The 12,274-nt window shown below is 61.9% G+C and carries 10 protein-coding genes; 2 read left to right on the forward strand and 8 right to left on the reverse strand.

All coding sequences use genetic code 11. The features are described from left to right. Window positions 1-26 precede the first annotated feature (26 nt). Together denD and ACXAH0_RS00750 are read left to right on the forward strand one after the other, a co-directional pair. Complete coding sequence (denD, locus tag ACXAH0_RS00745) at window positions 27-1,013, forward strand: D-erythronate dehydrogenase (protein ID WP_475188343.1); 987 nt, start codon at window positions 27-29, stop codon at window positions 1,011-1,013. Further along, window positions 1,010-1,786, forward strand: coding sequence for an SDR family oxidoreductase (locus ACXAH0_RS00750; RefSeq protein ID WP_475188345.1), 777 nt, complete (start codon window positions 1,010-1,012; stop codon window positions 1,784-1,786). Before denD ends, ACXAH0_RS00750 begins: the two co-directional genes overlap by 4 nt. 79 nt (window positions 1,787-1,865) lie before the next feature. On the opposite strand, the gene ACXAH0_RS00755 is transcribed toward ACXAH0_RS00750, so the two are convergent. From ACXAH0_RS00755 to ACXAH0_RS00790, 8 genes are all read right to left on the reverse strand, one after another. Further along, the gene (locus tag ACXAH0_RS00755; RefSeq protein ID WP_475188348.1) at window positions 1,866-3,374 is read right to left on the reverse strand and encodes an aldehyde dehydrogenase (NADP(+)); all 1,509 of its coding nucleotides are present in this window, start codon (window positions 3,372-3,374) and stop codon (window positions 1,866-1,868) included. A gap of 11 nt (window positions 3,375-3,385) precedes the next feature. After that, the gene (locus tag ACXAH0_RS00760) at window positions 3,386-4,540 is read right to left on the reverse strand and encodes a fumarylacetoacetate hydrolase family protein (RefSeq protein ID WP_475188351.1); all 1,155 of its coding nucleotides are present in this window, start codon (window positions 4,538-4,540) and stop codon (window positions 3,386-3,388) included. 375 nt (window positions 4,541-4,915) lie between these two features. Then, window positions 4,916-5,644 carry a transcriptional regulator NanR gene (locus tag ACXAH0_RS00765; RefSeq protein WP_475172646.1) on the reverse strand — a complete coding sequence of 243 codons (729 nt, stop codon included), beginning with the start codon at window positions 5,642-5,644 and terminating at the stop codon, window positions 4,916-4,918. A gap of 84 nt (window positions 5,645-5,728) precedes the next feature. Then, a complete protein-coding gene (gene apnL / locus ACXAH0_RS00770; protein ID WP_475188357.1) occupies window positions 5,729-7,555 on the reverse strand; it encodes a D-apionate lactonase in 1,827 nt (608 codons plus the stop codon). Beyond that, window positions 7,555-8,583 (reverse strand): Gfo/Idh/MocA family protein, encoded by a 1,029-nt coding sequence (locus ACXAH0_RS00775; protein WP_475188359.1) that lies wholly within the window; start codon window positions 8,581-8,583, stop codon window positions 7,555-7,557. The genes apnL and ACXAH0_RS00775 overlap by 1 nt, the downstream gene beginning before the upstream one ends. Window positions 8,584-8,620: 37 nt before the next feature. Then, entirely contained in the window at window positions 8,621-9,685 is a 1,065-nt protein-coding gene (locus ACXAH0_RS00780) for an ABC transporter permease (RefSeq protein ID WP_475172641.1), read from the reverse strand. Beyond that, on the reverse strand, window positions 9,682-11,286 hold the full coding sequence (locus ACXAH0_RS00785) for a sugar ABC transporter ATP-binding protein (protein WP_475188360.1): 1,605 nt from the start codon (window positions 11,284-11,286) through the stop codon (window positions 9,682-9,684). The genes ACXAH0_RS00780 and ACXAH0_RS00785 overlap by 4 nt, the downstream gene beginning before the upstream one ends. Further along, window positions 11,283-11,966, reverse strand: coding sequence for a DUF2291 family protein (locus ACXAH0_RS00790; RefSeq protein ID WP_475188365.1), 684 nt, complete (start codon window positions 11,964-11,966; stop codon window positions 11,283-11,285). Before ACXAH0_RS00790 ends, ACXAH0_RS00785 begins: the two co-directional genes overlap by 4 nt. Window positions 11,967-12,274: the final 308 nt, after the last annotated feature.

Raw genomic sequence — 12,274 nt, forward strand, 5'->3', positions numbered from 1 at the left:
GAGAAAAACAGGGAGGAGCATCCAGGATGCATTTACTCGTGACCGGCGCCGCCGGGATGATAGGCCGCAAGCTCGTGGAGCGGCTGGCACAGGACCAGGACCTTTTCGGCACCCCGCTGACCCGGCTCACACTGGCCGATGTGATCGCCCCGCAGATTCCGCCGCCACTGAAAGACATCACATCCGCCCTCACCCTAGATCTGGCCCGTGCGGAAGATATTGAAACGCTTTTGGCAGAGCGGCCCGGCATGATTTTCCACCTGGCCGCTATCGTGTCGGGGGAAGCAGAAGCAGATTTCGACAAGGGCTATGCCATCAATCTGGCCGGCACCCACCAGCTGTTCGAGACGATCCGCCGCCACGGCCAGAGCGCGCCCTATTGCCCGCGCGTGGTCTTCGCCTCCTCGATTGCCGTATTTGGCGAGCCATTCCCGGACAAGATTGACGATGAGTTCTTCACCACCCCGCTGACCAGCTACGGCACGCAAAAGGCAATTTGTGAACTGCTTCTGGCCGATTACAGCCGCAAGGGTTTCCTGGATGGGATCGGCCTCCGCCTGCCGACCATCTGCGTCCGCCCGGGCAAGCCCAACAAGGCCGCGTCAGGCTTTTTCTCCAACATCCTGCGCGAACCGCTGGCCGGACAGGAAGCGGTCCTGCCGGTGGACGAGGATGTGCGCCACTGGTTTGCCAGCCCGCGCGCAGCCGTCGGCTTTTGTGTGCATGCCGCCACGCTGGCAACGGACACGCTTGGCGCCCGCCGCACCCTGTCCATGCCCGGACTGTCCGCCACAGTGGGCGAGCAAATCGACGCTTTGCGGCGAACCGCCGGAGAGAAAGCTGTGAAGCTGATCCGCCGGGAGCCTGATGCGCAGATCCGCCAGATTGTTGCCGGATGGCCCCGGGATTTTGACGCCAGCCGGGCGCTTTCCCTTGGATTTCAGGCCGAACAGAGCTTTGACGACATAATCCGCATTCATATCGAGGACGAATTGGGAGGAACCATCGCATGAGCACACAAACACAGAGCGGAACAGGCAAGATCGCCCTGGTGACCGGCGGCGGCACGGGAGTTGGCAAGGCCGTCTCCAAGGCGCTGAGTTCTGCCGGCTGGAGTGTTGTCATCACCGGACGCCGGGAAGCGGTACTGAAACAGGCAGCCGAGGCGCTTTCGGGCGAAACCGGCAATGCGGTCAGCTGGCTGACCTGCGATGTCGGCGATGCCGGTTCGGTGAAAGCACTGTTCGACACCCTGCAGTCGAAACACGGCCGGATTGACCTTCTGGTGAACAATGCCGGGATCGGCAATTCGCCCGTGCCTATGGAAGAGATCAGCTTCGAGGAATGGAACCGGGTCGTGGCCACCAACCTGACCGGCGCGTTTCTGTGCACCCAGCAGGCGTTCCGCCTGATGAAGGCCCAGAGCCCGAAAGGTGGCCGGATCATCAATAACGGGTCGATTTCGGCCACAACGCCGCGGCCGAATTCAGCGCCCTACACGGCGACCAAACACGCCATTTCCGGCCTGACAAAATCCACCTCCCTGGACGGGCGGCCTTTCGATATTGCCTGCGGCCAGATCGATATCGGTAATGCGGCCAGCGACATGACTGCGAAAATGAGCGGCGGTGTGCCGCAAGCCAATGGGGAGCTGGCCCCCGAGCCGACCATCGATGCCACCCATGTGGCCGATGCGGTGGTCTATATGGCCAGCCTGCCGCTGGATGCAAATGTTCTGACGCTGACTGTGATGGCCACCAAGATGCCGTTTGTCGGGCGCGGCTGAGCCAGCGCCCTCAAAGAAAAAGGCGGGGGCAGCCCTGCGGCTGCCCCCGCCTTTTTGTTTTCCCTGAGAGCCGCCGCGATCAGGCTTTCAGATCGGCCGGAAGCAGGGCTTCGGAGAGGTTCTGATAGCAGACCGGACGCAACCAGCGGCGGATCGCCATGGTGCCGACCGAAGTCGCGCCGAAATTGGTCGAGGCCGGGTACGGCCCGCCATGGACCATGGCCTCCGCCACTTCCACACCAGTCGGAAAGCCGTTGACCAGAATGCGCCCGGCCACCCGCTCCACAATCGGCAGCAGGGACTGGGCAACTGCCAGATCACCGTCTTCCATCTGCAAGGTAACCGTCAGCTGGCCGCCAAAGCTTGCCGCGACCTTCCGCATCTCGTCGTCATCCGCCACCGTGACAATCAGGCCAACCGGCCCGAAGACCTCTTCCTGCAGAGCTTCATTGCTCAGGAACGTTTCTGCGCCGGTCTTGAACACGGACGGCGCCGCCGCACGGCCTTCGCCGGTTCCGGTAAAGAGTGTTTCAACGCCCACCTGGCTGCCCAGATGCTCCTGACCGGCGCGGCAGGCGGCGGCGATACCGTCGGTCAGCATGGTCTGAGGCCCGACGGCGTCCAGCGCTTTCAGTGCAGCTGCGGTGAAGGCCTCACATTCAGCCCCGGCCTTGACCACAACGATCCCCGGATTGGTACAGAACTGGCCCACCCCCATGGTGAGCGAACCTGCCCAGCCTTCGCCAATGGCCGCCGCGCGTTGCGCCATGGCCTCCGGCAGCAGGAACACCGGGTTGACACTGCCCAGTTCGCCGAAAAAGGGGATCGGTTCCGGCCGGGTGGCACACAGGTCAAACAGCGCACGTCCGCCGCGCAGCGAGCCGGTAAAGCCGACCGCCTTGATGAGCGGATGCTGAACCAGGCCCTGGCCGAGCGCGTGGGTCGTGCCCTGCAGGAAGCCGAATGTGCCGGATGGCAGGCCGCAAGCCTTGACAGCCGCGTCGATCGCCTGGGCAACGATCTCTCCTGTGGCAGGATGGGCCGGATGGCCCTTGACGACAACCGGACAACCGGCGGCCAGCGCTGAGGCGGTATCCCCGCCCGCGGTCGAAAACGCCAGCGGGAAGTTGGACGCCCCAAAGACGGCGACGGGCCCAACGGCCCGTTGCACCATGTAAAGCTCCGGACGCGGCAGGGGCTGGCGGTCCGGCAAGGCTTCATCATGGCGCTTGTCCAGATAATCGCCCTTGAGGATATAGTCGGCAAACAAGCGCAGCTGGCCGGTGGTGCGGCCGCGCTCGCCCTGAAGCCGGGCTGCGGGGAGAGCCGTTTCCTGGGTTCCGGCTTCAGTCAGCGCGTCGCCCCGCGCCTCGATTTCATCGGCGATCTTGTGCAGGAACGCGGCGCGTTCCTCACGGCTTGTGGCGCTATAGGCGGCAAAGGCCGCTTCTGCGGCCTGGCAGGCCCGGTCCACATCCGCTTCGGACGCTTCAGAAAAGCTATGCGACGGACCGTCCGCCGGCTGCGACTGAAAAGTTCCGTCGCCTGAGATCCATTCCCCGTCGATGAGGTTTTTTCCGCTCAGCATCTTGTTGTCCTTTAGATCAGCTTGCGAGTTGAAAGATTGCGCATAAGCGCGCGGGTTCCGAAAGTCCATTCCGGGCACTCGGTCGAGAGCCGGACCGTGTTCGAAAGCGTACCCAGCTCAGGACACGAAATTGCAACAAGGTCCCCCAATTTGTGGGTGAAGCCTTCTCCGGGCGTATCCCGGTCCTCCGTCGGCGCGAACAGTGTGCCCAAAAACAGGAAAAACCCATCCGGATACTGGTGGTGGCGGCCGCAGGCCTGACGGACCAGATCCTGCGGGTCGCGGCTGATTTCCGACATGGAGGACTGTCCGGTCAGACGGTAACCGTCTGACCCTGTTACGGTCAGGTCCAGTTCCAGTGCGCGCACATCGTCCATGGAAAAAGTCCCGTCAAACAGGCGGACCGCCGGACCGATGGACGTCGAGCCATTGTTGTCCTTGGCCTTGCCGAGCAGCAGAGCGGAGCGGCCTTCCACATCGCGCAGATTGACGTCATTGCCAAGGGTGGCCCCCTTGACCGTCCCGGAACTGTCCACGGCCAGCACCACTTCCGGTTCCGGATTGTTCCAGGTGGAGACCGGATGCAGCCCGACAGAGGCCCCCCAGCCAACTGCTGACAGAGGCTGCGCCTTGGTAAAAACCTCCGCATCGGGGCCGATCCCGACCTCCAGATACTGGGACCAGACGCCTTCGGCAATCAAGGCCTCCTTGAGCTGCGCCGCCTTTTCGGAGCCCGGCACAACAGAGCGCAGGCTGTCGCCAATAATGGCGGTGCAGCGCGTGCGGATCGTCTCTGCCTTGCTGGGGTCTCCCTTGGCCTGTTCCTCAATCACACGTTCCAGCATGGAGGCCACAAAGGTTACACCGCAGGCCTTGATAGCCTGGAGATCGGCTGGTGCCAGCAAAAAGGGCCGGGACGGATCCGGGGTTTCGCGGGAATTGTCAACCAGTTCGTCCAGGGAGCAGACCCGCTCTCCGGGTGCGCTACGCACCCACCCGGCGGGGCTGTCCAGCTCCAGAAGGTCGCGCATGGTGGCAACCTCCGGACTTGTGACATCCACCACATCCCCGCCGCGCAAGGCACAAACGGACGGACCTGCCAGATCCGAGCGCCAGACCCGGACAACAAAAACACCCTCCCCGGGCAAGTTCAATTCGGTGCTCATTGTCTCACATTTTCCAATTCTGAAAGACGCCCGCCACGCTCCGGCCCGCAATGACAGCCGGAACGGCAGCAGGTGCTGGATCAAGGCGCGCGCGGCCCGGACCTTAGATGTCGTGTTCAATCAAGAAGATGTCACCTCACAAGAGACGGATCTGACGTAAAGGCGGGACCGGTCTCGGGGCCTGCTGCAACAGAACCTGTTCCGGGCCCTCCTCCAGAACAGCACTGAGTGCGGAACAGCCCCACAACACGCTTTATCCTTACGAAGCCAGCGCTTCGGGAGCAAGGGCCAAGGCTCAACTTTCTAACATGTTACATTGTGTTTTCGCTGCTGGATCCCCCCGCCGGCTGCTGTGGACCAGCGGCTGGCCCCGCATCACACATGGTGGCGGTAGAGGTCCTGTGAGCGGTTCAGGTGAGAGCGCATGGCGGTTTCCGCATCCTGGACATTGCCGCTTTCGATGCAGGCAACGATCCTGGAATGCTCTTCCAGGGTCACGTTTTCCCGCCCGGACCAGATCAGCAGATCAATATGATAGGTGAACAGCCATTTCAGCATGGCGTCGCTGACAGCCGCAAAGATCGGGTTGCCGGACATGGACGCGATCTTGTGATGAAAGGCCATATCGGCCTTGATGAAGTCCGGCGGCGACCCCAGCACATTTTCCTGATCCGCCACCAGTTGCTTGAGCTCTGCAACGTCGTCCGGCGTGGCCGCTTCAGCGGCAATCCGGATCATGCCGATTTCAAAAAAGCCCCTTGCTTCCTTCAGATGTTCCAGATTGTCGGAGGACGAGGACAGCAGCATTCTGGCGACCAGATCCATCTGCCGGAAGGCAAGATCTGCGGAGAGCTCACTGACCCGCGAGCGCTCGCCCTGGGAAATCGAAATGAGGCCCTGGGTGTGCATAGTCTGCATTGCTTCGCGCACGGCCGGACGGCCAACTCCGAAGCGCTGCATCAATTCCCGCTCGGACGGCATCGGATCGCCCGGGGCAAGTTCCCCGCGCACGATCATTTCGCGCAAGCGGTCAAACACCTGATCGGAAAGTTTGCGCCGGACAATCTTATCGTCACCGGCTTCCGCGCCGTTCCAGTTTGCCATGACCCGCCGATTCGCCCCCTTTCCGTCTGGCCGCACTATACCCGTGATCGGCTCCGCCGCGAGAGCGCTCCGGTTGGCCCGCCCCTAAAGCCACAGGATTTCAAAAGGCTTTAGAACCACAGTCCCCCGCCACGCGGCCTTCAGTGTTTCGCAAGTAAGGTTGGCGGCAAGAAGTTCACTCCCTCTGCCCCGGTCCACAGCCAGCACCGCCAGCCTGTCCGGTGCACTGCTCGTGACCGCATGGACCTTTGCCCCGCTCAGGCCTGCCAGAGCGGCCACGGTCTGGCCCACCGGCAGCAACCCGCCACCGGGTCCGCCAATCACGCCTCTTGGCCCGGCAACCGAGGCCGGAACCCATTGGGAGATCCCGGCCGGAGCGACCCGGGCCGCATAGCCAAGCGTCCAGGCAGAGGCAAAGCGGCCGTGCTGTCGCGGATCCTCATGGCTCATACAGATCCGGCTCTGATGTGGATTGGCGAATGTGCGCGACCCATAAGGGTTCTGGCGCATGCCAATGCTGGTCAGCCCCAGCCGGTAGGGCATATCCCGGCCGATGACCGCCCGCACAGACCGGGTGATATGCGGCAGGGTTTCCAGGGTTTCCATGACGCTGTCATCATCGGCCGCATGCACGATCGGATTGGTGCCGTGAGAGACAAAGTCCAGCAGATCCAGCGGCGGGCGCTTGCGGTTCAGCTCCGTGAAATAGCTGACCATACCGCCCCCCAGAACCATCTGAGGGAAGGCCTGCCGGGCGGCCGCGTAAATGTCCTCCAGGGGCGGACAGTCAGGCCACTTGCTGCCCGGCGGCGTCGATTGACGGTCAACGGAGGGACAGACCATCAGCGAAGCCAGCTTGAGACCGCTTTGGCCAACCCAGTCCCGCAGGCGCGCAAACTCTTCCCTCAGATCCCCGTCACAGGCCACCACATATTCCAGATCGATGGTGGCCGGAACCGCTGCCTGAAGCGCCAGGAACCGGCTAAGCGCTTCCGCATCATGTCCTTTCGAAGGGTCCAGATGGCAGAGCAACGCCTGCGGGGCAACCTCCTGCACCAGCTCCAGATGGGGGAGAACGGACTCTACGTCTTCCGGATCCACCAGCAGACCGATTTTCGGAAACAGCGCTCCGGTGTCCTCCCCTGGGGCCACCTGGATCACCTCTTCGTCCTGCTGCAGCCTGGCCCCGTGCGGAGTGGAAAAGGACGGGTCTTTCTTGAGGGTCAGCGTGACGGATTGCTCAAAGCTCTCCTTGTCAGGCAACATATAGGGCCAGGGCAATTCGAGCGGGCGGACATAGGTTTTGTAGGAGGCATCGGACCAGTTGCGCTGATCCTCCATTTCAAAGGCGTCACCTTCCATCCGGCAGCAGGCCGTCAGCCCCTTGCCCGGAGAGTGGGTCAGCGCCCGGATGGATTTGAAGGGCTGCCAGGGATCGATCAGGTCGGGAAATTCCGTCTCGTTGAAGGTTCCGTCACACTGCTCCACCAGCACCGGCGCTCCGGCCACCCCGTCAATCGGATGCAAGATGGTGAAGCCGCAGCGGTTGGTCTCAAACGGCCCGTTCGCAAAGGCTTTGGCAGTAAAGCTGAGATGACCGGACGCAGCGCCGCGGATCTCTGTCTCGACCGTGAGCCGCGCGCCCCCGTGGTCAAAGGTGGCGCGATAGGCAACCCGAAACCCTTCTGCCTCTTCAACGATTTCCGGTTCGTCGATCTCCGGCGCCAAAGTGCCCCAGTCCCGGTCCCGCACCACATAGGAGATGGCGCGCAGAACCTCCAGTCCCTCAAAACGCACATAGCGCAGATTTCCTTCCTCGAACCGGACCTCCAGAGGTCCCGCCCGCAGGAGACGGTAAGGGGCCGGTGGCTCGGCCGTGCCATAAAGATCAAAGGCGGTCCCGGCCTCCATCAGACGCCTCCGGTCAGATCGATCGTCAGGCTGCCTTCCTGCGCCGAACGGTAGGCGCTTTCCACCAGATCCAGAGTCTTCAAATTGTCGGCGCCTGAGGTTTCCGGCTCTTTGCCAGTCTCAAGACAATCGATGAAATGCTGCTGAATGTTGAAGACGCTTTCCTGAATATTGTGCCAGGGCCGCTCGGCCCAGGGCAGCAGGGGCGGCGCAATCTGGCGCTCCCCGGTTCTGCCCTGGCTATGCACCACCAGCTGGTAATCCGGCATCAGACGCAGCGTGCCTGCACTGCCGTCGATCTCCAGCAGCGTTTCGGGGAAGTTTTCCCGGGGCAGCGCCGTTGCGTAGCTGCAATCCACAATGCTGGTCACGCCGCTCTGATGCACCAGCAAGACCGTGGCCACATCCTCGGCCCGGATCGCAGGATTGACCCGCCGCGTGCTGGCCGTGAGAGATTTTGCGTCCCCGAAGAGAAACCGGGCAATATCGAGCATGTGAATGCCCAGATCCTGAATGATGAAGCGCTCGTCGGTCGCCAGATAGGGTTGGCCCGAATAAACGTCGTAATGGGAGCGGAAACTGACCCGCCCCCAGAAAGGTGCGCCGATTGCACCGCTGTCCAGAACCTCCCGCACCGTGCGGATGGCCGACTGCCAGCGGAAATTCTCATGCACCATCAAGGTCACGCCCGCCTGCCCTGCCGCCTCGACCATCTTGCCGGCATCCTCCATGGTATCGGCAAAGGGCTTCTGGCAGATGATATGCAGCCCGGCATCCGCCGCCTGTTCTACCAGTGGGCGGTGGGTCTGAACCGTGGTGGCGATGTCAACAAAGTCAAGCGCTTCAGCCTTGAACAGCGCGGCCGCATCCCGGTAAAGGCGCGTGATCCCGAATTTCGCCCCCGTGGCCTCCAGCCGCTCCGGGTCCCGGTCGCACAGGGCAGTGATTTCTGCCCCCATCACATCTGCCCAGCCATGCAGGTGGTTCTGGGCAAAGAAGCCGCATCCGATCAAAGCGCCTTGTTTCATAAGTCCTCCCGGGGCTATGCCCCTGTCAACGTCCTGTTCACGCAGCCGCAGCCTGCTGCTGCAAGGCCACCCGGGCCTGTAATCTCTGCTGGGCCTGATCCACCACCACGGCGGCAATGATCACCAGCCCCTTGATCACGGTCTGCCAGAACGAACTGACACCCATCATCACCAGACCATCCGACAGCACCCCGATCACAAAGGCGCCGACAATGGTGCCGCCAATCCGCCCCCGGCCACCGGACATGGATGTACCGCCGAGCACCGCCGCCGCTATGGCGTTGAGCTCGAAGGTTTCTCCGGTGGCCGGGTGGGACGCGACGAGCTGGGAGGAGATCACCAGTCCGACAATGGCCGCGCAGAACCCTGAAAACATATAGACGAACATCTTGACCCGGTTAACCTTGACCCCGGACAGAGCCGCCGCCTTTTCATTGCCGCCCACCGCATAGATGTGCCGCCCGAGCGGCGTCCGCCCGGCAATATAGGCGGCCAGGAACCCGACAGCGATCAGCAGCCAGATCGAGACCGGAATGCCCAGAACACTGCCCGCGCCCAGAAAGTTGAAGCCGGTGGAACCATAGGCTTCATTGCCAACCAGATTGGGAAAGGTTGCCCCGTCCGAGGACAGAAGGGCAAGGCCGCGCGCCACATAGAGCGTGCCAAGTGTAGCGATGAACGGGGCCACATTCAGCCGCGTTATCAAGAGCCCGTTTATCGCCCCCACCACGACACCAACCACCAGCGTGATCAGGATGATCTCGAAAATATTGAAATAGACCGAATAGCCGATGCCCAGATCAACCCCATTGAGGATCAGATAGCCCGCCACCATGCCACACAGGCCGACTATGGACCCGACAGAAAGGTCAATGCCGCCGGTGATGATGACAAAGGTCATGCCGATGGCGAGAAACGCATTCAGCGCCACATGTTTGGACATGATGACAAAGTTGGCGGTGCTCAAGAAATTGGGCGCCGCAAAGGAAAAGAAGGCAAAAACCGCAATCAGCGCGATAAAGGTCCGCAGTTTCAGAACGAGCAGGATCAAGGGCTGCCCGCCGCCCGCAACCGGACGCTGCGTATCTGTGAGTGTTGTCATCCCTGGTGTCTCCCGTTCAGCGGGCCGGTCTCGCCCGTTGGAGAATGGCCGACCGCGGAGGCCGCGATTAAATCTTCTTCTTTTGCGCTGCTGCCCTCAAATTCCCCGGTGATCCGCCCATTGGACATGACGATGATCCGGTCGGACAGCGACATGACCTCTTCCAGATCGGAGGTCACGAACAGAATGCCGAGGCCCTCGGCCGCCAGCCGCCGCATGGTGCGGAACACTTCCGCCTTGGCACCGATATCAATTCCCCGGCTCGGCTCATCCATGAGCAGCACTTTGGGCGCGGTCATCAGCGCCTTGCCGATCACCACTTTCTGCTGGTTGCCGCCGGACAGGGAACTGACCGGGTTCTCCATGCTGGCAATCTTGATGGTGAGATCCTTGACGAACCGGCCCACCGCGGACCGCTCCTGCTTCAGGTTCAGGTGAAAGCCCTTTGCAAAGCTCCACAGGCTGGACAGGGACATGTTCTCCCGGATCGGCAGGATCTGCACGAGCCCTTCCGTCTTCCGGTCCTCCGGGATCAGCGCCAGCCCCCGGCCGATCCGCCCGGCCACATCCGGCTCGTCGAGGCGCCTGCCGTCCACGTAAAACGCGCCGGTCGAGGCCGGGTGCTGAGCCATGATGCATTCAAACAATTCCGACCGACCGGCGCCCATCAGCCCGTAAATGCCGACAATTTCCCCTGCCTTCAGGGACAGGGAGACATGGTCAACCAGATAGCCGCCCGCCTTGCTCCTCAGGCAGATGTCCTCGCAGCGGAACACCTCGGCGCCATAGGTATGCTCCACCGTCTTTGCGAAATCCTTGGAGGCCGCTCCGATCATGTTCTGGACGATCCAGGGAATATCCACGCCCTCCATGGAGCGCGCGCCGGTTTTCCGGCCATCCCTGAGCACGGTAATATAGTCGCCGATCCGGATCAGCTCTTCCAGCCGGTGGGAAATATAGACAATGCCGACGCCGCGTTTGCGCAGATCATCAATCACCCGGAAGAGGATCTCCACTTCCGCAGCGCTCAAGGCAGAGGTCGGCTCATCCATGATCAGGATGCGGGCATCCTGAGCCAGAGCCTTTGCGATCTCCACAATCTGCTGCTCGCCTATCCTCAGATCCGACACAATGGTGTCGGGCGAAATATCATGTTCCAGACGCTTGAGCAGCGCCGCAGCTTCCGCGCGCTGGTCCTGGGCGGCAATATCAATCCCGCCCCTTGTCTTTTCCCGGGCAATGAAGATGTTGTCGGCCACCGACAGGTTGGGAAAAAGGTTCAACTCCTGAAAGACAATTCCGATCCCGTGGGCCGCTGCGGCACGGGTATCGGGAAAGGTCAGCACCTCGCCCTCCATCAGGATCTGGCCAGAGGTGAGCTGCTCGACCCCGGCAATCACCTTCATCAAGGTCGATTTTCCGGCGCCATTCTCGCCCACCAGCACATTGACCGCACCCAGATGCACATCAAAATCGACATCCTTCAGCGCCTGAGTACCCGGATAGACCTTGTTTGCCCCCCTGACGGACAGGCCGACAGGATGCTCCGTGCCTGGCGCATAGGCGGCGCCGGCCGCTTTGCCGTCAACCTGCCCCGTCATTGCTCCCGGACCTCCAGCTCCACCGGGGTCACCAGATAGGGCGGCCCCTTGCCGCGCACAGTGAAGGCGCCCAGCGCCCTCACATGCTTGCCGGCAAGCGCGTCCCTTGGGGCATCCTTGAGCACCGTGTCATAGGCGCGGGTGTTGAGGGCGCGGGAGAGTTTTGCAAATTCGATCTGATCCGTGAAGGAGGAGAAATCGACAAAGGGCAGAATATCCCGAAGGGCGGTGCCCCGGATCACCGGGCCAAGCTGCAAGATAACATCTGCCGTGCCATCCCCGGTCACATCCACATCGGCCGTCGCCGCCCGTGTGTCAGTCTTGGCAGACAGGATCGTGCCCTCAATCCGGATGGCAAAATTCCATGGGCTGCCTTCACTGGTCGGCCGGTAGCCGCTCTTTTCCCCCGCCGTGTCCACATCCTGCTGCAAAGCCGGATAAAGGGTATTCATATCCGTCGCCGTCTCGGCAAGATGGGGCAGCACCTGCTCGTCCCAGATCCCAGCCACCAGCGCGGTCATGTCGCCGCCCGGCTGGCTGGAGACTGTGGTCTGCTCCTGCGCCTTGCCAGCAATCTCGTTCTTTTCCAGTTTGCAGGCCCCAAGGGCAAGCGCGGCGACAAAAACGGCGCATACCAACGGGAATGGGGCCAACGGGGATGGAGCTGGACCACGGATCACGTTAAACCTCCCGGATCGTCTCAAAGACCGATTTGCGCAAATCGCATTTCATTGGATTTGCCTTCCGCTGGCAGCCACCAGAAATGTCAGCACAAAAGACAAAAGTTTTAGCTCCATCTGAATGCGGCCGGCTCCAAAAGATTTTCAGCAAAAGAAGACACCGGTTTGCGTCCGCGGTCGCGTGAAAACAACGGGTTGGAGCGTTTCCCTGATGCCATTTCAAAATGGACAGGCTTTGGATAGAAACCGCCTTGCAGAATGGGCGGGCGGCTTGAGGGCAAGCCGCCCCCGCCGGTTATGGGAGCGGC

Source organism: Roseibium sp. AWQ4_290, assembly GCF_056160985.1.

Excerpts from the sequence above, each read along its gene's own strand:
- denD (WP_475188343.1), top strand. The coding sequence starts at position 27 with ATGCATTTACTCGTGACCGGCGCCGCCGGGATGATAGGCCGCAAGCTC.
- ACXAH0_RS00750 (WP_475188345.1), top strand. The coding sequence starts at position 1,010 with ATGAGCACACAAACACAGAGCGGAACAGGCAAGATCGCCCTGGTGACC.
- ACXAH0_RS00755 (WP_475188348.1), bottom strand. The coding sequence starts at position 3,374 with ATGCTGAGCGGAAAAAACCTCATCGACGGGGAATGGATCTCAGGCGAC.
- ACXAH0_RS00760 (WP_475188351.1), bottom strand. The coding sequence starts at position 4,540 with ATGAGCACCGAATTGAACTTGCCCGGGGAGGGTGTTTTTGTTGTCCGG.
- ACXAH0_RS00765 (WP_475172646.1), bottom strand. The coding sequence starts at position 5,644 with ATGGCAAACTGGAACGGCGCGGAAGCCGGTGACGATAAGATTGTCCGG.
- apnL (WP_475188357.1), bottom strand. The coding sequence starts at position 7,555 with ATGGAGGCCGGGACCGCCTTTGATCTTTATGGCACGGCCGAGCCACCG.
- ACXAH0_RS00775 (WP_475188359.1), bottom strand. The coding sequence starts at position 8,583 with ATGAAACAAGGCGCTTTGATCGGATGCGGCTTCTTTGCCCAGAACCAC.
- ACXAH0_RS00780 (WP_475172641.1), bottom strand. The coding sequence starts at position 9,685 with ATGACAACACTCACAGATACGCAGCGTCCGGTTGCGGGCGGCGGGCAG.
- ACXAH0_RS00785 (WP_475188360.1), bottom strand. The coding sequence starts at position 11,286 with ATGACGGGGCAGGTTGACGGCAAAGCGGCCGGCGCCGCCTATGCGCCA.